The 22,803-nt window shown below is 75.4% G+C and carries 24 protein-coding genes; 11 read left to right on the forward strand and 13 right to left on the reverse strand.

Annotated features, from left to right (window positions below):
* Positions 1-9 precede the first annotated feature (9 nt).
* From ACOQFB_RS05955 to ACOQFB_RS06000, 10 genes are all read right to left on the reverse strand, one after another.
* On the reverse strand, positions 10-435 hold the full coding sequence (locus ACOQFB_RS05955) for a hypothetical protein (RefSeq protein ID WP_059436132.1): 426 nt from the start codon (positions 433-435) through the stop codon (positions 10-12).
* Positions 436-611: 176 nt separating this feature from the next.
* Positions 612-740, reverse strand: a complete 129-nt coding sequence (locus ACOQFB_RS05960) for a hypothetical protein (protein WP_272946320.1) — start codon at positions 738-740, stop codon at positions 612-614.
* On the reverse strand, positions 737-1,969 hold the full coding sequence (locus ACOQFB_RS05965) for an MFS transporter (protein WP_059436120.1): 1,233 nt from the start codon (positions 1,967-1,969) through the stop codon (positions 737-739). The genes ACOQFB_RS05960 and ACOQFB_RS05965 overlap by 4 nt, the downstream gene beginning before the upstream one ends.
* Positions 1,966-2,394 (reverse strand): MarR family winged helix-turn-helix transcriptional regulator, encoded by a 429-nt coding sequence (locus ACOQFB_RS05970; RefSeq protein WP_059436119.1) that lies wholly within the window; start codon positions 2,392-2,394, stop codon positions 1,966-1,968. The genes ACOQFB_RS05965 and ACOQFB_RS05970 overlap by 4 nt, the downstream gene beginning before the upstream one ends.
* Positions 2,395-2,471: 77 nt before the next feature.
* Entirely contained in the window at positions 2,472-2,756 is a 285-nt protein-coding gene (locus tag ACOQFB_RS05975; RefSeq protein ID WP_059436118.1) for a hypothetical protein, read from the reverse strand.
* A gap of 97 nt (positions 2,757-2,853) precedes the next feature.
* Positions 2,854-3,117 carry a hypothetical protein gene (locus tag ACOQFB_RS05980; protein WP_494492501.1) on the reverse strand — a complete coding sequence of 88 codons (264 nt, stop codon included), beginning with the start codon at positions 3,115-3,117 and terminating at the stop codon, positions 2,854-2,856.
* Between the two features lie 135 nt (positions 3,118-3,252).
* Entirely contained in the window at positions 3,253-4,542 is a 1,290-nt protein-coding gene (locus ACOQFB_RS05985; protein ID WP_421609998.1) for a HAMP domain-containing sensor histidine kinase, read from the reverse strand.
* On the reverse strand, positions 4,539-5,243 hold the full coding sequence (locus tag ACOQFB_RS05990) for a response regulator transcription factor (protein WP_421609997.1): 705 nt from the start codon (positions 5,241-5,243) through the stop codon (positions 4,539-4,541). The genes ACOQFB_RS05985 and ACOQFB_RS05990 overlap by 4 nt, the downstream gene beginning before the upstream one ends.
* Before the next feature lie 58 nt (positions 5,244-5,301).
* Entirely contained in the window at positions 5,302-5,754 is a 453-nt protein-coding gene (locus tag ACOQFB_RS05995) for a Spy/CpxP family protein refolding chaperone (RefSeq protein ID WP_421609996.1), read from the reverse strand.
* A gap of 128 nt (positions 5,755-5,882) precedes the next feature.
* Complete coding sequence (locus ACOQFB_RS06000) at positions 5,883-6,422, reverse strand: L,D-transpeptidase family protein (protein ID WP_059436113.1); 540 nt, start codon at positions 6,420-6,422, stop codon at positions 5,883-5,885.
* Between the two features lie 146 nt (positions 6,423-6,568).
* Between ACOQFB_RS06000 and ACOQFB_RS06005 the strand changes: the two genes are divergently transcribed.
* A complete protein-coding gene (locus ACOQFB_RS06005) occupies positions 6,569-7,414 on the forward strand; it encodes a L,D-transpeptidase family protein (RefSeq protein ID WP_421609995.1) in 846 nt (281 codons plus the stop codon).
* A gap of 47 nt (positions 7,415-7,461) precedes the next feature.
* Here the strand turns inward: ACOQFB_RS06005 and ACOQFB_RS06010 are convergent, their stop codons facing one another.
* The gene (locus ACOQFB_RS06010; RefSeq protein ID WP_237757797.1) at positions 7,462-7,773 is read right to left on the reverse strand and encodes a hypothetical protein; all 312 of its coding nucleotides are present in this window, start codon (positions 7,771-7,773) and stop codon (positions 7,462-7,464) included.
* Positions 7,774-8,587: 814 nt separating this feature from the next.
* Here ACOQFB_RS06010 and ACOQFB_RS06015 point away from each other — a divergent pair.
* The 4 genes from ACOQFB_RS06015 (at position 8,588) to ACOQFB_RS06030 (ending at position 13,588) form a co-directional block, all read left to right on the forward strand.
* Positions 8,588-8,902 (forward strand): hypothetical protein, encoded by a 315-nt coding sequence (locus ACOQFB_RS06015; protein ID WP_059436109.1) that lies wholly within the window; start codon positions 8,588-8,590, stop codon positions 8,900-8,902.
* A gap of 70 nt (positions 8,903-8,972) precedes the next feature.
* The gene (locus ACOQFB_RS06020; protein WP_059436108.1) at positions 8,973-9,359 is read left to right on the forward strand and encodes a DUF488 domain-containing protein; all 387 of its coding nucleotides are present in this window, start codon (positions 8,973-8,975) and stop codon (positions 9,357-9,359) included.
* A gap of 215 nt (positions 9,360-9,574) precedes the next feature.
* Positions 9,575-11,887, forward strand: a complete 2,313-nt coding sequence (locus ACOQFB_RS06025) for a multiheme c-type cytochrome (protein ID WP_421609994.1) — start codon at positions 9,575-9,577, stop codon at positions 11,885-11,887.
* A gap of 429 nt (positions 11,888-12,316) precedes the next feature.
* A complete protein-coding gene (locus ACOQFB_RS06030; protein WP_421609993.1) occupies positions 12,317-13,588 on the forward strand; it encodes an alpha-amylase family glycosyl hydrolase in 1,272 nt (423 codons plus the stop codon).
* Positions 13,589-13,594: 6 nt separating this feature from the next.
* Here ACOQFB_RS06030 and ACOQFB_RS06035 read toward each other — a convergent pair whose 3' ends face one another.
* Positions 13,595-14,353 (reverse strand): phosphatase PAP2 family protein, encoded by a 759-nt coding sequence (locus ACOQFB_RS06035; protein WP_421609992.1) that lies wholly within the window; start codon positions 14,351-14,353, stop codon positions 13,595-13,597.
* Positions 14,354-14,443: 90 nt separating this feature from the next.
* Between ACOQFB_RS06035 and ACOQFB_RS06040 the strand changes: the two genes are divergently transcribed.
* The 4 genes from ACOQFB_RS06040 (at position 14,444) to ACOQFB_RS06055 (ending at position 18,494) form a co-directional block, all read left to right on the forward strand.
* Complete coding sequence (locus tag ACOQFB_RS06040; RefSeq protein ID WP_494492502.1) at positions 14,444-14,935, forward strand: AMP-binding protein; 492 nt, start codon at positions 14,444-14,446, stop codon at positions 14,933-14,935.
* Positions 14,932-16,149, forward strand: a complete 1,218-nt coding sequence (locus ACOQFB_RS06045; RefSeq protein ID WP_494492503.1) for an AMP-binding protein — start codon at positions 14,932-14,934, stop codon at positions 16,147-16,149. The genes ACOQFB_RS06040 and ACOQFB_RS06045 overlap by 4 nt, the downstream gene beginning before the upstream one ends.
* 178 nt (positions 16,150-16,327) lie before the next feature.
* A complete protein-coding gene (gene nrfH / locus ACOQFB_RS06050) occupies positions 16,328-16,783 on the forward strand; it encodes a cytochrome c nitrite reductase small subunit (RefSeq protein ID WP_059436104.1) in 456 nt (151 codons plus the stop codon).
* A gap of 40 nt (positions 16,784-16,823) precedes the next feature.
* Positions 16,824-18,494 carry an ammonia-forming cytochrome c nitrite reductase subunit c552 gene (locus ACOQFB_RS06055; RefSeq protein ID WP_059436103.1) on the forward strand — a complete coding sequence of 557 codons (1,671 nt, stop codon included), beginning with the start codon at positions 16,824-16,826 and terminating at the stop codon, positions 18,492-18,494.
* Positions 18,495-18,515: 21 nt separating this feature from the next.
* On the opposite strand, the gene ACOQFB_RS06060 is transcribed toward ACOQFB_RS06055, so the two are convergent.
* Positions 18,516-18,878: a cupin domain-containing protein gene (locus ACOQFB_RS06060; RefSeq protein WP_421609990.1), complete on the reverse strand. Its 363-nt coding sequence runs from the start codon at positions 18,876-18,878 to the stop codon at positions 18,516-18,518.
* 251 nt (positions 18,879-19,129) lie between these two features.
* On the opposite strand from ACOQFB_RS06060, the gene ACOQFB_RS06065 reads away from it, so the two are divergent.
* Positions 19,130-20,554: a vanadium-dependent haloperoxidase gene (locus ACOQFB_RS06065; RefSeq protein ID WP_421609989.1), complete on the forward strand. Its 1,425-nt coding sequence runs from the start codon at positions 19,130-19,132 to the stop codon at positions 20,552-20,554.
* 134 nt (positions 20,555-20,688) lie between these two features.
* Positions 20,689-22,800 (forward strand): DNA-binding protein, encoded by a 2,112-nt coding sequence (locus tag ACOQFB_RS06070; RefSeq protein ID WP_421609988.1) that lies wholly within the window; start codon positions 20,689-20,691, stop codon positions 22,798-22,800.
* Positions 22,801-22,803 lie beyond the last annotated feature (3 nt).

Here is a 22,803-nt window from a genome sequence, read left to right on the forward strand (position 1 = left end):
CGCGCCGGCTCAGCGCCGCTCCGGGAGCCCGAGCGCGGCCAGCCGGGCCCGGATGCGCGCGGCGAGCGCCGGGACGCGGCCCGCCGCGCGGAGCACGACCGGGAGGCAGACCTCGCAGCGGCCGGGCGCCCGCCGGGCCGGGTACTCCGCCGGGAGGAACTCCCCCACGACCGTGTGCACGGGCGGATCGACGCCGGGGCCGAGCGCCGCCGCGATGCCGCGGAGGTCGCGCTCGGCGGCGTCCAGCGCCGCCGGATCGGGCCGGCCGCGCGGGTGCGCCGGGAGCAGGCCCCAGAGGCGCAGGGCGACCGTGGTCGGCTCGTCGGTGCCCGGGCGTGGCAGCGCCAGGCCCAGCAGCTCGGCCGAGGCGCCTCGCCCGGCGGCCACGGCCTGGATCGGCGCCTCCTGCGCCGGCGGTCTCTCCCGGTCCGACATCCGCTTCACCCAGCGCGCGCGTGCGCGCACCGCCGAGAGGAGCATCGGCCGTGCCACCGGGGCGCGCCGCCGGGAGGGGCGCGGAATCGGGCCCGCATCCGGTGCGCGCGCCGGCGCGGTGTCGGGATCGAGGCCAGCGGCCGCGATCCCGGGGAGACAGCGGCGTTGGGCGTCCGTCAGTTGCAGCGGAGCAGCGCGGCCATGCGCTCGCCGGAGAAGGCCGGCTGAAGGTGGGAGACGAAGGCCCACAGGGCGACGAGCGCCGCGAGCGCGAGGAGCGCGGCCCGGAGCACGGTGCGCGTCACGCGGCCGCCTCCGGCGCCGCCGCCGGGCGCGCCACCGGCGCCTCGCGGACCGGCACGTTCACCAGCGCGGCCAGCAGCGCGAGCGCGATGGAGAGCCACCAGACCACGTCGTAGCTGCCGGTCGCGACGTAGATCCGCCCGCCCAGCCAGCCGCCCAGGAACGCGCCGACCTGGTGGAAGAAGAAGACCACCCCGCCCAGCATGGCCAGGTGCCGGGTGCCGAAGAGCGTCGCGATGGTGCCGTTGGTGAGCGGCACGGTCGAGAGCCACAGGAAGCCCATGGCCGCGCCGAACGCGTACGCGGAGCCCTCGGTGACCGGCGCGAGCACGAACGCCGCGATCACGGCGGCGCGGAGCAGGTAGAGGCCCACCAGCAGGCCGGGCTTGCTCATGCGGCCCCCGAGCAGCCCGGCGCAGTACGAGCCGCCGATGTTGAACAGGCCCACCAGCGCGAGGACCGCGGCGCCCGCGCGCGGCCCGAGCCCCCGATCGGCGAGGAACGCGGGCAGGTGGGTGGCGATGAAGACCACGTGGAACCCGCACACGAAGAAGCCGAAGGAGAGCAGCCAGAACCCGCGGTGGCGCAGCGCCGCGGCGAGCGCCTCCCGCGCCCCGGCGCCGGGGGCGCCAGCGGCGCCGGCGGCCGCCGGGCGCTCGCGGAGCGCCGCCGAGAGCGGGGCCATGGTCGCGCCGAGCCCGGCCAGCGCCACCAGCGCGCCCGCCCAGCCGACGGCGTCGATGGCCGCGAGCGCGCCGGGCAGCATCGCGAACTGCCCGAGCGATCCCACCGCCATGGCGATGCCGGTGGCGAGGCTGCGCCGCTCCGGCGCGGTGCACCGGGAGATGGCGCCGAAGACGATGGGGTAGGAGGTGCCCGACAGGCCCAGGCCCACCAGCACGCCCGCCGACACCGCCAGGGTGGACGCGCCGTGCGCGGTCGCCATGAGCAGCAGGCCCGCCACGTAGAGCACGCTCCCGCCGAGCACCGCCCGGCCCGCGCCGTGGCGGTCCGCGAGCCGTCCGGCGAACGGCTGGGCGGCGCCCCACACCAGGTTCTGCAGCGCGATCGCGAACGCGAACACCTCGCGCGTCCAGCCGTTGTCCCGGCTCATGGGCTCGAGGAACAGGCCGAACGCGTGGCGGATCCCGAGCGACACCGTCAGCGTGAGCGCGCCCGCGGCGAGCACGAGCGCCGGCCCGCGCCAGCCCTGCGCGGCGGCGCGGCTCACGCGGCCTCCGACGTGCCCGGGAGCGCGGCGAGGCGGCGGGCGAGGTCGGTGAGCTGCTCCGCGTTCGCGCCGAGCACGCGCTCCACCGCGTGCTGCGCCGAGGTCCAGGCCGGCGCCGCCGCCCGGAGCCGCGCCCGCCCCTCCTCCGTCAGCGCGGCGACGCGGTCCCGCTGGTCGTCGCCGGGCGCGAGCGCCACGAGCCCCATGCCCTCCAGCACCCGCAGGTTCCGGCCGAGCGTGCTGCGGTCGAGCCCGGTCGCAGCCGCCAGCGCGGTGAGGTTCGGCCGCCCGTGCCGCTTCACCGCGTGGAGCAGCGAGTACTGCGTGACCTTGAGGCCGTGCGGCGCGAGCGCCGCGTCGTAGAGCGAGGTCAGCGCGAGCGCGGCGCGCCGGACGTTCGCGGCGTAGCAGGGGACGGAGTCCATTGCGGGCATCTACCCGCATCGCGCGGCGGGCGCAACGCGCTCGCCGGGCTCGGAAGGGGCAGTCGGCCGGGAAGCTCTCAGCGGTCGCGCGGGTCCTGCCAGACGAACTGGTGCCAGTACACCGGGAACACCGCCCAGTTGCCTGCGAGGAGCACCAGCGCCCAGCCGCGGCGGAGGCCGCGGGTGAGCTGGTCGTTGCCGGCGAGGTGGCGCAGGTAGATCCCGAGCAGCACGGCGACGACCGCGACCTGCGCCGCGACCGCCGAGGCGGGCAGGTCGCCGTGGCGGTAGACCGCCACGGCCATGAAGCCGATGGGCCCCAGGTTCACGATGCCCAGCAGCAGCTTGCCAACACGGCCCATGCTCCGCGCCCTCCGGCGGACTTCGAGCCCCCCGTGTCTGGAACGGCCGGCGCGCGGGATGTGACGCCGGGGGGCGGGCGGCCAGGCCCGGCGAGCGCTACGTGCCGCCGTGGCCGGAGCAGGGGTCGAGGGGATCGTCCGAGCAGAGGTGCGTGCCGTCGCTGTCGTAGCAGTTCCCGATCAGCGGCAGCCCCTCCTTCTCGCAGTCCACCACGGTGCGCCACCCCGGGTCCGAGCCACCGGAGGGATCGACGCAGACCTGGAGGTCGTGGCCGCTGCAGCGCAGCTCGCCCTCGTCGCACTCCTTGTGACAGGCCACCGAACCCAGCGCGAGCAGCATCGCCACGATCGCGATCCGCATGGGCGCACCCCGGGCAGAATGGTAGCGCGCGGCGCGGTGGCCGGTGGTGGCGCGGCGGTCACATCCACGGGGTGGCACCGAGGGTGGACCAGCGCCGCGCCGCCTCGAACGCGTGCGGCAGCGCGACCGGCCCGGCTACTCCCCCGCGGACGGGAGCCGCACGCGGAACGTGGACCCTTGCCCCGGCGCGCTCTCCACCGAGATCGACCCCCCGTGCGCCTCCGCGACGCGCCGCGCCAGCACCAGGCCGAGGCCCGTGCCACCGGTGCCGCGCTCGCGGCTCCGGTCGGTGCGGAAGAACGGGGTGAACAGGCGCGGCAGGTCGTCGGCGGCGATCCCGATCCCGCGATCGGTCACCTCCATCACGGCGGCGCCGGGCTCGGTGCGCACCGAGAGCCGGACCGGGGCCGGAGGCTCCGAGTACTTCGCCGCGTTGTCGAGCAGGTTGTCGAGCATGCGCCGGAGGAGCGCCGCGTCGCCCTGGACCCGGGGCAGCCCGTCGGCCACGTCCAGCTCGAGCGCGCGCCCCTCGTGTCCGCCCTGGAAGCGCGCCGCCGCCGCGCGCGCCACCTCCCCGAGGTCCAGCGGGCCGGCGTCGAGCCGGAGCGCGGCGGCGCCGCGGGCCTCCAGGCGCGCGGCGTCGAGCACGTCCTGCACCAGCGCGTCCAGCTCCGCGAGGTCCTGCCCGATCTCGCCGAGGTAGCGGCGGGCGCGCGCCGCGTCGCCCTCGGCCGCCAGCTCCAGCGCGACCCGGATCCGCGCGAGCGGGGTGCGCAGCTCGTGGGAGACGTTCGCGAGCAGCTCGCGCTCGCCGCGCACCAGCGCCTCCAGGCGCGCGGCCATCTCGTCGAACGAGCGGCCAAGCTCCCCGAGCTCCCCGTGCGCGCGGACGTTGGCCCGCGCGGCGAGGTCGCCGGCGCCGAGCGCGCGCGCCGCCGCGGTGAGCCGCTCCACGGGGGCGACGATGGCGCGGGTGAGCGGGTAGGAGGCGACCGCGAGCGCCGCCAGGACGGCCCCGATGAACAGCAGCCCGCGCGCCGGATCGTGCGGGGGCGAGTGGACCACCAGCGTGCCGCCGCCCCGGAGCGGCACCGTCCACCCGCGCCGCCGCCCGTCGGCGCGCGCCGCGGCGGCCGGGTCGCGCGCGCTCGTGGCGACGAGCGCGCCGCCGGGCCCGTACACCGACGCCTCCACCCCGAACGCCTCGCGCACGCGCGAGAGCTCGGCGGCGAGGCGGGGCGGATCGCCGGCCAGCTCGCCCACGCGCTCCGCGGCGTAGCGCCCGGCCCCGCGCTCCGACCACCAGCCGCTCCCGCGGCGCAGGGCGAACCCCACCCCGCCCACGGCGACCGCCACCACCAGCAGCAGGAGCACGCCGTGCAGGTAGACGCGCCAGAAGAGCGGCCCGTGCCCGCGCCGGCTCATCCCGGCTCCCCGGCGAGCAGGTACCCGGCGCCGCGGACCGTCTTGATGAGCCGGGGCCGCCGGGGATCGTCGCCGAGCTTCTGCCGCAGCCGCGAGACGTGCACGTCCACCGAGCGGTCGAACGCCTCCTCGGCGCTCCCGCCCGCCAGCTCGATGAGCTGCTCCCGGGCGAGCACCCGGCCCGCGCGGCGCGCCAGCGCATACAGCAGCGCGAACTCGTACCCGGTGAGCGTCACCTCGCGCCCGTCCAGCGTGACCCGGCGCGCCGCCGGATCCACCACCAGCGCGCCGACCCGCACCGTCTCGCGCGCCGGACCGGCGCGTCCGGTGGCCCGCCGGACCACGGCGCGGATGCGCGCGAGCAGCTCGCGCGGCGAGAACGGCTTCGCCAGGTAGTCGTCCGCGCCGAGCTCGAGCCCCATCACGCGGTCCGCCTCCTCGCCGCGCGCGGTGAGGACGATGACCGGGACGTCGGAGCGCGACCGCAGCTCGCGGCAGACCTCCAGGCCGTCCTTCCCCGGCAGCATGAGGTCGAGGAGCACCACGTCGAAGCGCCCGCCGAGCGCCTCGTCGAGCCCGCGGCGCCCGTCGGTCTCGTGGACCACCGCCACGCCGTGCCCCTCGAGATACTCGCGGGTGAACGCGGCGAGGCGGAGGTCGTCCTCGACGAGCAGCGCCAGGAGCGGGGTCGCGGCGGTCACCGCGGCATCATAGCGTGGGGCTCGCGCCGTCACCGCGGGTCCGCTCCGGGGCGCCGGGCTAGCGATGCAGCCGCTCGATCTTGCGGGTGAGCTTCTCGCGCTGCGCCGGCGTGAGCGCGTCGTGGACCTCGACGCCCGCGTCCACCGCCTCGTGCGCGAGCTTGCGGAACGCGTCCGCGCGCGCGTCCACCAGCGCGTGGAGCCGGGCACGGTCCGGCGCGTCCGCCTTCCACTCCGCGAGCAGCGCCTGGTGGGCCTCGTCCTGCCCGGCGCGCAGCTCGGTGGCCGCGGCGAGCATGCGGTCCTTCACCGCGTGGATGCGGGTGCGCTGCTCCGGGCTCGCGTCCACGTCGTCGAGCAGGTCGTCCACCCGGTCCGTCACGAACGCCGACATCCGGGCGGGATCGTGCCCGTGCCCGCGCCAGCCGCACCCACCGTGGAACCCGGTGAGCGCCACGACCCCCACCGCCAGCACCCCGAGCGCCGCGATCGCGCCGATGATCCGCTTCATGTCCCGTCTCCTTCCGGCCCGTCCACCGCGGGCGGGCACGGTGGGAGGATGCGGGGCGGAGATGTCCGGGGCCTGTGCGGTTCGTGAAGAAGCGTGAAGCGCGGCGCCGGGGCGGGGCGCCGGCCCGCTCAGCGGATCACGAGCCGCGGCCGCCGCGCGCGCACGAACGCGGCGATGGCGTCCACGTCCTCGTCGCTGCCGGTCGCGATGCAGCCCTGCGTCCAGTCCACCTCGGTGACCGGGTACCCGGCGCCCTCGGTCCCGCGCGGCGGCCCGTGGATGCCGACGGCCGTGCCGGTGAAGCCGCGGGCGGCCTGCGCCGGCGTCGGGTAGGCGATCGGGATGAACGTGCCGTACTGCGGGGACGGGCGCGGGTCGCCGAGCGGATAGGTCCCGAGCGGCGTCCGGCCGTCGCCACGGCGCCGCTTCCCGACGCCGCTGCGCCCGAGCGCCACCGCGTACTGCGCCGCCGGCGTGCCGCCGCTGCACAGCCACAGCTCCCGGCGATCCGTCATCACCACGACCGCGTCGCGCGAGCGAGGGCACGGGGACGGGGACGGGTCGAGCGCGCCCGCGGCCGCCGGCGCGAGCGCCGCGGCGAGCGCGAGCGCGAGCGCGCCCGCGGCGTGCCGCCGGCCGTCTCCGCTGCAACGCGCGCCCCTCCCCATCGACCCCACATCCTATGCGCGGCGGAGCGCAGCGGCCAGCGGGCGGCCGCGCGCACCCGGCCGGCGCAGTCCTCCAGGGCGGTCGCGGCGCGGCGCGGCTCGCGCGATGGTGGGACGGGGGAGTCCGCCCGCCCGCGGGAGCCGACATGTGGTTGCCGCTCCTCGCCGTGCTGCTCTCGGGGCCGCCCGCCACCTGGCCCGGCGGCGACGAGGTGATCGGCGCGACCGGCGCCCACCGCATCGGCCGGGGCGAGTCGCTCATCGAGATCGCGCGCCGGTACGACCTCGGCTTCGGCGAGATCGCGGCCGCGAACCCGCGCCTCGACGCGTTCGTCCCGCCGCCGGGCGAGCTCGCGATCCTCCCGACCGCCTGGATCCTCCCGTCCGCGGTGGAGGAGGGGACGGTGGTGGTGAACCTGTCGGAGATGCGGCTGTACTACCTGCGGCCGGGGCCGACGCTCCTCACGTTCCCGGTGGGCGTGGCGGTGGAGGCGGGCGCGACGCCGCTCGGCGTGCTCACGGTGGAGCAGAAGCTGGTGTCGCCGAGCTGGTACCCGACGTCGTCGATCCGGCGCGAGGACCCGGAGCTGCCGGTCGCGGTGCCGCCCGGGCCGGACAACCCGCTCGGCAGCCACGCGCTCCGGCTCTCCGTGCCGACCCTCCTCATCCACGGCACCAACCGGCCGTTCGGCGTCGGTCGCCGCGTGTCCCACGGCTGCATCCGGCTGTACCCGGAGGACATCCCGCAGCTCTACCGCGCGGTGCGGCTCGGCACGCCGGTCGCGATCGTGCGCGAGCCGGTGAAGGTGGGCGTGCGGGACGGGCGCGTGCTGGTCGAGGTGCACGCCGACGAGGCGGCCGCCGCCGATCCGGCGGAGCTCGCGCAGCGGCTGCTGCGGGACCGGGGCGTGCTGGAGCAGGTGGACCCGCGGAAGCTCGCGCGCGCGCTCGCGGCGCGGAGCGGGATGCCCGTGGACGTGACCGCCGATTGACGGGGCGCGGCGGCCGGCGGCCGCCGCGCGCCCCCCAGCGTACGCCGCTACATCTTCCCCTTCACCTGCGTCAGCTCGAACGCCTTCGCGGACTTCTGGGCCGCGACCTCGGCGCGCTCGGCCGCTTCCTGGGCCGCCTTCACGGCCTCCTGCGCCCGCGCCGACGTGGCCGCGGAGTCCGCCACGTCCTTGCGCAGCGCCTGGAGCTCGGCCGTCTGCGCGTCGAGCTTGGCGTTCGTCGCCGCCTGCTGCCGCTCCACCGCCGAGATCCGATCGGCGAGCGGGTCGATCTGCTGCTTCACGGAGCCGTTCGTCGCGCAGCCCGCGGCGAGCAACCCGAGCACCAACAGTCCTGCCATCCGCATCATGGCGCCTCCTCCGAGTCGGGGTTCGACACCACTTTTCACGCTCCGGACGAACTCGCGGAAGGGCCGTTGGGGACGGACGTCGTGGTGCGACCGAGGGCGCCGCCGGCGGATGGCCGGCGCCGTGCCTCGGGCGCCTCCCGGTTCACGCTCCGTGCGTAATCGCGCCCCGCGCGGAGCCGACGGTGCCGACGTCGGGGGGCTCGAGGCAGGGATCTCGCGGGAATATGTGCCCAACGGGGACGGTGCGGAGCTTGGCGGGCCGCGTCATGGACGTTTTGACGCACCGCACGCCCACGCCAGGAGAGCCCCGCCATGGAATCCCCGAGCACCGAATCTTCCGCCAGCCCGCACCCACTCCACGACGAATCCCACGGCCGCTGCGACTTCTGCGGCTGCTCCGTGACCCGCGAGACCGCCGTCCAGCGCGTCGAGCGGCGCGACGAGGGACCCGAGGTCGTCGTCCTCTGCGCCGACTGCGCCTTCGGCAGCGAGTAGCAGGCGCGCCCGCTCGCCGGCCGGTGGCCCTCGCGCCGGCCGGCGGGTGGGGACAACGCGCGTCATCGTTCGATTACCGACGTCCGGCGCCGTCCGCCGGCGCGCCAACCCCTCGGCGCCACGAGCGCAATCCCCGGGCGCGGCCCCGCCCCTCGCCGGAGTGCGGCAGCGGGGACAACGCGCGGGCGACGGCCGGCGGCGAACCTGCCGCACCCGCTCGGCGCCGGTCGCTCCGTGCGCGTCGATCGACCACCGGGCGGGCCACACTGACAGTGGTAATCCGGGATCGAACCGTCTCCGGGGGGAGACCATGCAGATCGATGCGATCCGGGATGCGCTGGACGTCCGCGTGGGCAGGACGTTCGGCGCGGACGACGTGCGGCGGCTGCAGGAGACCATCGAGGTGCTCGGGCCGTTCGCGCGCCTCAGCATCGACTTCGGCGCCGTGCGCCAGTGCGACGACGCGGCGCTGGCGCGCTTCGCGAGCCTGCTGGCGTGGGTGCCCGGCGCGCAGATCTCGGTGCGCGGGCTCACGCTGCACCAGTGGCGGCTGCTCACGTACCTGGGCGTCCACCCGGGCGACGCGGCCGGCGCCGCCGCGACCGCGGGCGCCGCCGCGTCCTGACCGCCGCGTCGGGCGGTGCGACCTCTCCGGTCGCTGCGCGTGGCGCGCGTGCCCGGCTAGGCTCGGCGGCATGGCGATCCGCATCGTCCGGCTCGGCACCCCCCGCGCACGCGGGGAGGGGCTTCGCATCGGCACCGTCCGCCGCCCGCCGCGCGGCGTGCCCGCGTCGCGCTTCGCGGCCGACGACTGGTACGACGTCTGGTTCCCGAACCTCGCGCCCACCGTCCCGACCATGAAGCTCGCGCAGGCGGCGCGGAGCGACCGCGAATGGGCGGCGTTCAAGCGGCGGTTCCGGGCGGAGATGGCGGAGCCGGCCGCGCGCCGGACGCTCGACCTGCTCGCGGCGCTCTCGCATGGCGCCGACCTCGCCGTCGGCTGCTACTGCGAGGACGAGGCGCGCTGCCACCGGTCGGTGCTGCGCGAGCTGCTCGCGGAGCGCGGGGCCCGGCTGGCCTGATCGTCGCCGTCCCCGCGACCGCGGACTACATCGCGGCATGCGCGCAATGACCGCGATCAAGCGCGATTGGGTCATATCGCGCAAACGCCAATGATTGACCTGGGCATGTTGTCGCAGGGGCCGCCCTGCGCGGGGAAATCCTGCGGCGCTTTGGTAGGGTCCCGCCCGAAGTCAGTCTTCGGGCCTAGGCCCATCAACGCGGAGAGGTTCAACACATGCACAAGTGGACGATGCGGACGACCGGCGCGCTGTTCTTCGCCGGCGCGCTCGCGATTGCGGGGTGCTCTGGCGAGGACGGCAAGACCGGTCCCCAGGGCCCCGCGGGTCAGGACGGGCAGCCGGGCCTTCCCGGGCAGCCCGGGCAGCCGGGGCAGGACGGCCAGGATCTCACGGCCTCGGCCAAGCCCGAGTCGTGCGCGGTGTGCCACGGCAGCGCCGGCGCGCAGCACCAGGGGATCTACAACCAGTACACGGACGCGAGCCAGCTGAACGTCGTCATCAACGACGTCTCGACTGTCGCGAACGCGGGCGGCACGAACTACACGTCGACGATGACGTTCACGGTGACCCGGAACGGCGCGCCGTACGTGGACGCGGGCCTCGCCGGCCTCGACCAGAAGCGCTTCTACGCGGCGACCTACGACAGCGCGACCCGCAAGTTCGTCACCGCGTTCGCGTACGGGAACATCACCAGCCAGGGCAACGGCGTGTACACCGCGACCTACGCGACCGCCACGTTCCAGCCCGAGGTGTCGAACGCCCAGGTCTACGCGTACGTGGCCGACGGCCCGCTCTCGACCGAGGGCATGCAGCTCTACACCGACGTGTCGAACACGGGCGTCGCCTACGGTAACGCGGGCACCTACGCCTCCTCGGCGAACGTCTCCGGCTGCGAGAAGTGCCACGGCTCGCCGTACCTGAAGCACGGCTACCGCGGCGCCGCCGTCGCCGGCCTGCCCGACTTCGCGGCCTGCAAGGCCTGCCACACCGACGAGTCCGCCGGCGGCCACGAGGGCTGGCAGCTCCTCGCCGACGACCCGGCCGCGTACGCGGCGCAGGGCGGCACGCCGACCGCCGAGCAGAAGGCGAAGTACGCCTACAAGAAGACGGTGATGAACGACACGCACATGTCGCACGCGATGGAGTTCGCCTACCCGCAGTCGATGGCGAACTGCGTGACCTGCCACGACGGCAAGCTCGACGTGATCCTCGCCGACGCGAACTTCACGCTGGCGACGTGCAAGAGCTGCCACCCGGTGACCGGCCTCAACGGTGACCCGAAGCGCGCGCCCGCCCTGAAGGACGTCGTCCCGCACAACCTCGACCTGTACACGTACACGGGCGCCTGCAACACCTGCCACAAGGCGCAGGCGGCCGGCGGCATCGGGCCGACGTTCGCGCAGGTCCACGCCGGCTACAACAAGGCCATCTACAAGGACGCGACCACCAAGTTCTCCAGCGTGGTCACGACCAAGGTGGACTCGGCGTCCTTCGACGCCGCCACCAACAAGCTGACGGTCGCCTTCAGCGTGGCCGGCGCCGACGCGTCGGCGCTCGTGAAGCCCACGGTGGTGGTCAGCCTCTACGGCTACGACACCAAGGACTTCATCGTCTCCGGCCACGGCAGCCAGGCGGACACCCTGCGCAACCTCGAGTGGACCGAGGCGTCGACGAAGAACAGCAACCGCCTGACGGTGGATCCGGCCGTCGCGGTGGCCGGCGGGACGACGTGGACGGCGACCGCCGACCTCTCGACCTGGGCCAGCATGGTCGCCGACGGCACGGTGAAGAAGGTGCAGGTCGCCGTGCTCCCGGCCGTCGGCCTGAACCAGGCGCAGCCCGTGAGCACGACCAACCCCGCCATCGCGATCGCCGGCGCGACCGCGACGGTGGACCTCGTCGGCAACGCGATCGTCCCGGCAGCGTACGGGACGGCCATCGTGGACACGGCGAAGTGCAACAAGTGCCACGAGGCGCTCGGGACGACGTTCCACAGCCCGTCCTACGGCAGCGCGACGGTGGTGGCCTGCCGCACCTGCCACACCGTCCGTGACGGCGGCTCGCACCTCGAGATGCAGTCGCGGTCGATCGACTCGTACGTCCACGCGATCCACTCGATGCAGCCGTTCGACATCCAGAGCATCGACTTCTCGGATCCGGTGGCCTCGATGCGCTACGACCACCACGTGGAGTCGACCTACCCGAACTTCACGATCCTGAACTGCGAGTCCTGCCACAACCCGAACACCTACGAGGTCCCGGACCAGTTCCGGACGCTGCCGGGCGTGCTGTCGGCGGCGCGGACCCTCACGGGCAAGGATCGCAACATCGGCGCGGTGCCGTCGTACGTCACCGGCCCTGCGTCGCGCGCCTGCGGCTCCTGCCACCGCGCGGAGATGATCAACGAGGACCTCGCCGGCGACCTCGCCTCGTTCAACGCGCACACCGCGACGTTCGGGTTCGCGATCGAGAACGGCACCGGCGTCTTCGACGAGGCCGTCGCGAAGATCATGGCGATCTTCAAGTAGCCCCGGCCGGCGGGGCGGGCTCCGGCCCGTCCTGCCTGCCATGAGGTGAAGGAAGCAACCGGGCGAGGCGAGCGCAACCTGCTCGCCTCGCCCTTCTCGTGTCCGGGGCCGGTGCGCGTGCGGAACACCGCCGGCCCGCGCGGCGTTGGTCAGGCGATGCACGCCGACCTGCCCCGTCCACCCGCCCGTGGTTCGACGGGCTCACCACGAGCGGGCGGCGCCGGAGGGCCACCCGCCCGTGGTTCGACGGGCTCACCACGAGCGGGCGGCGCCAGAAGGCCACCCGCCCGTGGTTCGACGGGCTCACCACGAGCGGGCGGCGCCAGAGGGCCACCCGCTCGCCTGGCCGCGGTCCTGGCGCTCCTCTGCATCGCGCCGCTCCGCGCCGGCGCCGACGTCCGGCCGGATCCAGACTGGTACCGCGGCGCGGTGATCTACGGCGTCGTCCCCCCGCGGTTCGGCCCCGAGCCGCTCAGGGCGGTGACCGCGCGCCTCGACGCGCTCCGCGACCTCGGCGTGGACGCGCTCTGGCTCGCGCCGGTCAACCCGACCGACGACCCCGGCGACGTCAGCTACGCCATCACCGACTACTTCGGCCTGCGCGCCGACTTCGGCACGCCCGAGGACCTGCGGGCGCTGGTCCGCGAGGCGCACGCGCGCGGCATCCGGGTGCTCCTCGACTTCGTGCCGAACCACACCTCGACCGGCCACCCGCACCACCTGGACGCGGCGGCGCGCGGCCGCGCCTCGCCGTGGTGGGGCTGGTACGACCGCGATCCGGCCGGCCGCGAGACGCACTACTTCGACTGGAAGCACCTGCCGAACCTCGACTACGGCAACCCGCTCGTCCGCCAGATGATGCTGGACGCGTTCGCGTTCTGGGTCCGCGAGTACGACGTGGACGGGTTCCGCGTGGACGCGGCGTGGGGCATCCGCCAGCGCGCGCCGGCGTTCTGGGGGGCGCTGCGTCGCCGGCTCGACGCGGTGAAGCCGGGGGTGTTCCTGCTCGCCGAGGCGAGCGCGCGCGATCCGTTCTACGTCCGCAACGGCTTCGACGCGGCCTACGACTGGACCGGCGAGCTGGGCCACTGGGCCTGGGAGAAGGTCTTCGACGATCCCTCGCGGATCGGGCCGGCGCTCGACGCCGCGCTCGCCTCGCGGGCGACGCCGATGGACCGGGTGGCCCGCTTCCTCAACAACAACGACACCGGCGAGCGCTTCGTCACCCGCCACGGCCTCGCCATGACCCGCGTCGCCGCGGTGCTCCTGCACGCGCTGCCCGGCATCGCCGTCGTCTACACCGGCGACGAGGTCGGCGCGGAGTTCCAGCCCTACGAGGAGGGGCCGCCGGTCTCGTGGGTGGACGTGCACGGGCTCCGTCCCCTGTACCGCCGCCTGGCCGCGCTCCGCGAGGACCTGCCCGCGCTCCGCCGCGGCGCGTACCGGCGGGTCGCCGTGCCCGGTCAGCCGGAGGCGTTCGCGTTCCTGCGGGACGCCGGGGCGGCGGGCCGCGCGCTGGTGGTGCTCGACTTCGGCGGCCCGGCCCGGCTCCGGCTCGCGGCGCCGCCGGGCCCGCTGCCGGACTGGGACGCGATCACGGAGCGCCCGGCGGCCGTGCGCCGCGCCGGCCCCGGCACGATCGAGGTCGAGCTGGCCGCGCAGCAGGCCGTGATCCTGGTGGACCGCGCCGGCCGCCGCTGACGCGGCCTACGCCTCCTCCGACCCGGGGCCGCTCCCCTCCGGCGGCGTGCCGCGCGTGCGGCGCCGGTCGAGGAGGTCGGCGGCCAGCCAGCAGGCCACCGCCCAGCTCCCGCCGACGGCCCACCCCGCGATCACGTCGGTGGGCCAGTGCACGCCCAGGTACACGCGGCTCGCGCCGGTGAGCAGGGTGGCCCCGAGCGCGCAGGCCATGACGAGGAGCTTCATGCGGCGGCGCGGCAGCACGCGGGCGAGGAGCGCGCCCAGCGTCAGGTAGACCACGGCCGACATCATCGAGTGGCCGCTCGGGAAGCTCGCCGTGTACACGTAGGAGCCGTGCGGCACGAGGTCCGGCCGCGGCCGGGCGTAGCCGTGCTTCAGGACCAGGCTCAAGGCCTGTCCGCCGGCGATCGCCACCGCGAGCAGCGCCACCGAGCGCGGGCGGCGCGCCATCCACAGGAACAGCACCGCGGCGAGCGAGACCAGCGTGAGCACGGCGGTGCCGCCCAGCGCGGTCAGGTCGCGGCCCATCTCCTCCACCCAGCGCGGGCCGAGCGGCTCGGCGGGGTCCGCGGGATCGCGCAGGGCGAGGAGCACCGCCCGGTCGAGCGAGCGGACCTCGTCGTGGCGGATCGCCTCGGCCACCTCGAGGAAGAGCCAGAGCCCGCCCGCCGCCAGCGCCACGAGCGCCACCGTGACGAGCTCGCGCGCGCGGAGCAGGCGCCGCAGCGACCATCCTCGGGGGCCGGCCGGGCGCGGGGCTCGCATGCGCGGCATCTTCGCCCCGGCCCGCGGCGATGTCGACCTCGCGCCCGCGGCGCTCGCCGGGCCGCCCGGATTGCGCTAGAACGCCCCGCCATGAAGACCGCCGCCCAGGACCAGGCCTGCCGCGACCGCGCGGCGCGGCTCCCGGAGAACATCGCCGATCGCGTCGCCGAGCACGCGCGCCGCGCGCCCGGCGCCGTCGCGCTCCTCGAGCACAACACCGGCGAGACCGTCACCTGGAAGCAGCTCGACACCGCCGCCGACGCGTTCGCGGCGCGCCTGCTCGCCGCGGGGTACCGCAAGGGCGACGTCGTCGCCACCAGCCTGCCGCTGCTCAAGGAGCACGTCTTCCTGCTCGTCGCCTGCTACCGCGTCGGCGTGATCCTCGCCCCGCTCGACCTGCGGCTGCGCGCGGGCGAGCTCCGGGCCGCCTTCGAGAAGCTCCGGCCGAGGGGCTACTTCTTCGTCGGCGCGCCCGCGCTCCTGCCGGTGCTCCAGGAGGTGGTCGGGAAGTTCCCCGGCGTGCGCGACTGGGTGCAGTTCCAGAAGGAGCCGGACGGCATCCCCCCGGCGCCACCTGGGTGAAGGACTTCACCCGCCGCATCAAGCTCGACTACCTGAAGGCGAAGCTCCTCGGCACGGTGCGGCGCGCGCGCGCCCGCGTCGGCAAGCGCGACGGGTGCCTCATCATCTTCACCACCGGCTCGACCGGCTCGCCCAAGCCGGCCCTGCTCTGCCACGAGAGCATCCTCGTCCAGAACGTCGGGCTCACCGTCGGGTTCGACCTCCGGGAGGACGACCGGCTGCTGGTGAACCTCCCGCCCTCGCACGTGGGCTGCACCACCGAGCTGCTCGGCACCGCGCTGTACGAGGGCATCACCTCGGTGCTCCTGCACGTGTTCGACGCGCTGAAGAGCCTGGAGGCCATCGCCGAGCACCGGGTCACCGTGGTCGGGCAGATCCCGGCGCTGTTCAACGCGGAGTGGAGCCACCGCCGCTACGCCGAGCTCGACCTCTCCAGCCTGCGCGCGGCCATCTACGGCGGGCAGGGCGTGCCGCGCGCGTTCCTCGACCGGCTCCGCACCATGGCGCCGGAGATCGGCACCGGCCTCGGGCTCACCGAGACCTCCGGCTTCTGCACCTACACCGCCGTGGGCGCGAGCGCCGACGACCTCGCCGGCGGCATCGGGTTCGAGTCCCCGCTCTGCCCCATCTCGATCCGCGGCCCCATGACCGCGGACGGGCACGCCGGCCCCGTGCTGCCGGCGGGGACGGTGGGCGAGATCTGCTTCTCGGGCCCGCAGGTGTTCCTCGGCTACCTGAACGACCCGGCCGCCACCGCGCAGGCGGTCACGAGGGACGGCGTCTGCTACACGGGCGACCTCGGCAGCTACGACCCGGCGCGCGGGCTCCGGCTCGCCGGCCGCGCCAAGCTCGTCATCAAGCCGAAGGGCTTCCAGGTGTTCCCGGGCGACGTGGAGAACCACGTCGTCTCGGCGCTGCCGGGCAGGGTGGCCGCGGCCGCCTGCGTGGGCGTCGAGCACGCGCGCTGGTCGGAGGCGATCGTGCTGTTCGTGGAGGCGGCGCCCGACGCGACCGTCACGCCCGAGGACGTCCACGCCGCCTGCGACGGCATCGCCTCGTACGCCCGCCCCAGCCACGTGGAGGTGGTGTCCACCGGGACGCTGCCGCTGAACCGCGTCGCGAAGGTGGACTACGTCGTCCTGCGCGAGCGCGCCCGCGAGCTGGTCGAGGCGCTCCGGCGCGAGGGGAAGTGGGACGCCCGGGCGAGCCGCTGAGCACCCGGGCCGCCGCGCGGCCGCCCCGCGGACCGCCCCGCGGACCGCCCCGCCGGGGAACCCCTGCGTCCCTTTTGCGCATCCCCGACTGAAGCACCCGTCTCCGGGCCCGAGGCGCGCTACGTTGCGGGCAATCGCCGGATGCGTGCGCCCACCGGAGGGCGACGTTCGAGGGTCCATGCCATCGAGCCGCGGACTGTCCGTGTTCCCGCTGTCGCTCGTGCTGGCGGCCACCGCCGGGCTGGCGCTCGGGCTCGGCGCCTTCGCGTTCGACTACGCGAAGGGCTCCTCGTACCTCGGGAACGACCCGAGGACCTGCGCCAACTGCCACGTGATGGAAGGCCACTACGCCGGGTGGCTGGCGGGCACGCACCACGCCGTCGCGACCTGCAACGACTGCCACACCCCCGCGGCCTTCGTCTCGAAGTACTGGGTGAAGGCCACCAACGGCTATCACCACTCGATGGCGTTCACGATGGGGGGATACCCCGACGCCATCAAGGCCCGCCCCGAGAGCGCCCAGGTGGTGGAGGACAACTGCCGCCGCTGCCACGCCGCCGTGGTCGAGGACATCGCGCACGGGGGCGACGTCTCCTGCGTGCGGTGCCACCGCAACGTGGGCCACCTCCGCTGATCCGCCCGTCCGTCCCGCAGCCCCGGAGAAGGAGCACGCCATGCCCGCCGAGACCCAGCCCACCAAGAACCGCGCGCTGCTCATCGCGCTCGTGGCCGGGGTGTTCGCCCTGGTCGCGGTGGGCGTCGCGATGCTGCTGGTGAACATCAGCGAGAAGAAGTCCGAGGCGCGCTTCTCGTACGTGCGGGTGGTCGAGGTCGGGGAGGACGACACCGACCCGGCCAAGTGGGGCAAGAACTGGCCCCGCGAGTTCGACGACTACAAGCGCACCGCCGAGCGGACGAGCACGAAGTACGGCGGCGCGATCGGCACCGCCGAGGGCGAGATGGCGCCGCAGAAGGCGGAGCGCGATCCCTGGCTGAAGCGCGTCTTCGCCGGCTACCTGTTCGCGGTGGACTACCGCGACCGCCGCGGCCACGCCTTCATGCTGAAGGACCAGGAGATCACCAAGCGCAACGTCCCGGGCGAGGGGAAGCAGTCCGGCAACTGCCTCCACTGCCACGGCTCGATCATGCCGCTGTACCGCAAGCTCGGGAAGGAGGCGGCGCCGCAGGGCTCGCCGGCCGAGCAGCTCCAGGCCGGCCTCGCGAAGGTGGCGGAGATGGGCTACTGGGACGCGCACAAGGCCCTGGAGGACATGGGCGGCGGCAAGGCGCACCCGGTCTCCTGCGTGGACTGCCACGATCCGGCGTCGATGGAGGTGCGGGTCTCGCGCCCCGGCTTCATCGCCGGCATCCAGAAGCTGGCGGCGGGCTCGGCGGAGGTGCCGCACCTCCCCTCGATCGAGCGCTGGCGCAAGGGCGACCGGTCGAAGCCCTACGATCCGAACCTCGACTCCACGCGCCAGGAGCGCCGCGCCTACGTGTGCGGCCAGTGCCACGTCGAGTACTTCTGCGGCAAGGGCATGACGCTGCTGTTCCCGTGGGCCGAGGGGCTCAAGGTCGAGAACGCCGAGCACCTCTACGACAACCTGCAGGTGAAGGGGCAGCGCTTCAAGGACTGGGTGCACGCCGAGACCGGGTTCGAGGTGCTGAAGGCGCAGCACCCCGAGTTCGAGGTGTGGAGCCAGGGCATCCACGCGCGCAGCGGCGTCACCTGCGCCGACTGCCACATGCCGTACAAGCGCGAGGGCGCGCAGAAGTACTCCGACCACTGGGTGCGCAGCCCGCTGCTCCAGCCGAACCGCGCCTGCGCGACCTGCCACCCCCTGACCGACGACGAGCTGAAGGCGCGCGTGCTCGCCATCCAGGACCGGCACTTCGCGCTGCTCACCCGCGCCGGCAACGCCGCCGTGGCGATGATCGACGCCATCGTGGCGGTGCGGAAGCCCTACGACGAGCGGAACCTCGCCGCGGCCACCGCCAAGGCGAAGGAGACGCTCGAGAAGCAGGACGCGTTCCAGAAGGCGCCGAAGGAGGAGCAGGACAAGAAGATGGGGGCCGAGGTGAAGGCCAACCTGCTCGCCTCGTGGCGCGAGGTGATCGCGAAGACGCCGGCGCTGCAGGAGCTCGAGAACCTGCAGCGCGCCGCGCAGTGGCGCCTCGACTTCGTGGCGGCCGAGAACTCGATGGGCTTCCACGCGCCGCAGGAGCTGGCCCGGATCCTGGGCGAGTCGATCGACCTCTCGCGCGAGGCGGAGGTGAAGGCCACGCGGCTCGCCGCCGGGACCACCGCGTCGGCGGCGGCCGTCCCCGGGACGCAGCGCAGGTAGTCGCGGCGCGCCCGTGCGCCGTCACGCGTCGCGGTGCACGAGCCCGGGGGCGAACGCCGGCGCGCAGACGGCGACGTACTCGGCCCCCTCCGCGGCGGGCGTGCTGTAGCGAACCCATTCGCCGCGGGGGACGACCACGGCCTGCCCGGCGCCGACGTCGATCACGCCCGAGGCGCTCTCCACGCGCAGGGACCCCCGGAGCACCAGCGTGTACTCGTCGAACTCGGGCGTCTGCCCGGGCTCGCGCCAGCCCTCCGGGCTCACCATCCGGGCGATGCTCACCGCCTCGGTGCCGCTGTTCACGCGGCCCACGAACTCCTGGATCACCTTCGGCTTGCTGCCCGCCGCCGGGACGACCGTGGGCGCGCGGATGAGGGTCGGCATGGGTGTCTCCTGGCGCCCATGCTGGTGCCGGGCGCCCTCCTGGCCGGGAGGCTCTAACCGGCCGCGCGCCCCGCGTCGCGGGCCTCGCGAGGGGGTGGTCGCGCGACCCCGGCTCGCGCGGCGATGGACGGCGTTCGACGGCAGGGCGCGGGATCCCTGGCGATCCCGCCGATCGCGCGTTGACCGGGGTCAATCCGGCCCCGAGGCTTCCGCCGCGGGCTCGAGACGAGCCCTCGAGGAGGAAGCCGGTCATGCGAGAGGCCCCTGAGCTGGTTCCGTGCAGCATCGCGCAGCGTGGTCCCCGGACGCCTTCGCCCGCCGTCGCGGGCGCGGCCCCGCCGGGGAAGAAGGCGAGGACGATCGCCCGGCGCCGATGTGCGGCGCTCGCGCTCGGCTGGCTCGCCACCGCGTGCCTCGCCGCGGACGAGGCGGCGGCCGGGCCGCCGGCGGCGAGCCGGTCCGCCGTGCTCGCCGCGAACGCGGTCACGACCTGGCACGCCTACGCGCAGGACCTGGTCGCCGGGTTCCCCGGCCGCGGGAACGCCGCGCAGGCCTACACCGCGTCGCTCATCCAGGTCGCGGTGTACGACGCCGTGGTGGCGATCCGGGGGCGGTACCCGCCGTTCCTCGCGCCGGTCCCCGCGCCGGCGGGCGCGGACCTCGACGCCGCCGTCGCGACCGCGGCGTACCGGGTCGGCATCACGCGCGTGAACGCGGGAACGTCGCGCACCGCGTTCCAGGACCGGTACACGGCGTTCCTCGCCGCCATCCCGGACGGCGCGGCCAAGGCGGGCGGCGTCGCGGTGGGCGAGGCGGCCGCCCAGGCGGTGCTGGCCGCGAGGAGCGGCGATCACTTCTACGACGCGGCGGTGTTCGCGAACCCGCCCGCCGACCCCGGCGTGTGGCAGGCGACCCCGGTCGCGAACGCGTACGCGACCGCCGGCGCCTCCGACTACGCCATGGCGTTCGTGATGCCGCTGACCGCGGCGTCGCCGGGGGCCCGCCGGGCGCCGCCGCCGCCGAACCTGCGCTCGGCGAGGTACGCGGACGCGCTCGCCGAGGTGAGGGAGTACGGGCGCAAGGAGAGCGCCGCGCGAACCGCCGCGATGACCGACGTCGTCCAGTTCTGGACGGAGAGCGGCTTCACGCTCTGGCAGCGCAACACCCGCGACCTGGTGGCCGCGCGGAACCTCGACGAGCTCGAGACGGCGCGGGCGCTCGCCGCCATCGGCGTGGCCGGGGGCGAGGCCATGCTCGCGTGCTTCGAGAGCAAGTACCACTACCTGAGCTGGCGTCCGTTCCAGGCCATCCAGCGCGCCGACGAGGACGGCAACCGGCGGACCGAGCCGGAGCCGCTCTGGACGCCGCTCGTCCGCGCGAACCACCCCGAGTATCCGGCCGGGCACGGGTGCTACGGGAGCGCCATGGCCACCGCGCTCCGGCTGCTGTTCGGCGAGATGCCGGTCACGCTGACGAGCACCGGCGGCCAGGTCGCCGGCTGGCCGCAGGTGCCGTCGCGCAGCTATGCGTCGCTCGCGGCCATCCCCGACGAGAACGCCGACGCGCGGGTGTGGGGAGGGCTGCACCTCCGCACGACGATGGAGCAGTCGGCGCGCTGGATCCGCGACGTGACGGACGACGCGCTCTGCGGCCGCTTCGGCATCGCCTGCGAGTGACCCGGGCCCGTCTCGCGCGGCGCGGTCGCCGGGCCGCGTCGCGCGAGCCGCCGATTGCGGCGCGCACCGCCCCCCGACTACATACCCGGGCGCCGGCTCGCCGTCGGTGCGGCCGGCGGATGCGGGGGGTGGCCATGCCCGACTCGACTCCCGGAGGGGCCTCCGGCGCGGCGCGTCCCGCGTCGGACCGGCTCGAGTCGTGGAAGGAGATCGCGGCCTACCTGCGCCGCGACGTCACCACCGTGCAGCGCTGGGAGCGGCGCGAGGGCATGCCGGTCCACCGGCACCTGCACGACAAGCTCGGCTCGGTCTACGCGTTTCGCTCCGATCTCGACGCGTGGGCGCGCCGCCGGAGCGCCGGGGCGGCGGGCGGCGCACCGGGCGAGGGGACGCTCCCGGGCGCCGGTCCGGAGGGGGAACCCGCCGGCGACGCGGGGACGGCGGCCCCCCTCGAGCCGGCCGGCGGCGGGCCGGCGGCGAGCGGGTTCGCGGGGGCCTCGCGGCCGGCGGTCCTGCTCGCGGCGGCCGTCGCCGCGGCCGCCGCGGTCGGAGCGGGCGCGACCTGGCTCGTCCAGCGGCGCGCCGCCTCGACGCGCGATCCGCTGGCCGGCGCCCGCTTCGTGCCGCTGACCGACTTCGGCGGCGTCGAGCAGGCGGCCGCGATCTCCGCCGACGGGCGCTTCGTCGCGTTCCTGTCGGACCGGGCCGGGCGCGTGGACGTGTGGCTCACGCAGGTCGGCTCCGGGCAGTTCCTGGACCTGACGCGCGGCAGCGCGCCCGAGCTGGTGAACCCGTCGATCCGGGCGCTGGGCTTCTCGCCGGACGGCTCGCTGGTGACCTTCTGGGCCCGCGGCCGCACCGGCTCGGACCCGCCGGACATCGGCATCTGGGCGGTGCCGCTGCTGGGCGGTCCCCCGCGGCCGTACCTGGAGGGCGCGGCGGAGTACGCCTGGACGCGCGACGGCACGCGCCTCGTCCACCACACGCCGGGCCCGGGCGATCCGATGTACGTGAGCGAGGCCGGCCGGCTGCACGAGGGTCGCCGGATCTTCTCCGCGCCGGCGGGGCTGCACGCGCACTTCCAGACCTGGGCGCCGGATCAGGCGTTCGTGTACTTCGTGCAGGGGGCGCTCCCGGACCGCCTCGACCTGTGGCGGATCCGGCCGGACGGCAGCGCGCCGGAGCGCCTGACCCACCACGACGGCGTGGTCAGCCACCCGGTGTTCGCGGACGCGCGGACGCTGCTCTACCTCGCCACCGACGCCGACGGCTCCGGGCCGTGGCTGCACGCGCTCGACGTCGAGGGCAGGGTGGCGCGGCGCGTGGGGACGGGCGCCGAGCGGTACACCTCGCTCGCGGCGAGCGCGGACGGGCGGCGCCTGGTCCTCACGCAGGCGAGCCCGAAGCGCACGCTCTGGCGCGTGGCGCTCGGACCGGAGCACGCGGACCTCGCCGACGCGCGGCCGATCCCGCTGACCACCGGGACCGGGTGGGCTCCGCGGCTCGGCCCCGGCTACCTCGTCTACGTCTCGGCGAAGGGCGCCGGCGACGGCCTGTGGAAGCTGCAGGACGGCGCCAGCACGGAGCTCTGGAGCCAGCCCGGGGCGCGGATCGCCGGCGCACCGGCGGTCCGCAGGGACGGGCGGCGGATCGCGTTCTGGACGCGCGAGGGCGGGCGGACCCGCCTCCGCGTGGTGGACGCGGACGGCACCGGCGGGCGCGTGGTCACCGACGCGCTCCAGCTCGCGGGCGCGCCGGCGTGGATGCCGGACGGGACCTCGCTCGCGGTCGGCGCCATCGTGGACGGCGCGCCGAGGCTGTTCAGGGTGCCGCTCGAGGGCGGCGCGCCCGCGCCGCTGGTGGCCGAGCCTTCGGCGGATCCGGCCTGGTCGCCCGCCGGCGATCTCCTCGCGTTCACCGGCGCGGACGTCGGCACCACCTTCCCGCTGAGGGCGGTGAACGCCGACGGGAGCGCGCACCGGATGCCCCCGCTCACCCTGACGCGCGGGGAGCGGCACGTCGCGTTCCTCCCCGGCGGGCGGTCGATCGCGGTGCTGCGGGGCGAGATCCGCCGCAAGCGCCTCGCCGCGGTGGACCTCGCCTCGGGCGCGTCGCGCCCGCTGGTCGTGCTGCCGCCGGACTTCGACGTCCGCGACTTCGACGTGTCGCCCGACGGCCGCGAGCTGGTGCTGGAGCAGGTGCAGGAGCGCTCGGATCTGGTGCTGGTCGAGCGGCCCGCGCGGTGAGGC

The organism is Anaeromyxobacter sp. Red801, assembly GCF_049201065.2.
Classification (GTDB): domain Bacteria; phylum Myxococcota; class Myxococcia; order Myxococcales; family Anaeromyxobacteraceae; genus Anaeromyxobacter.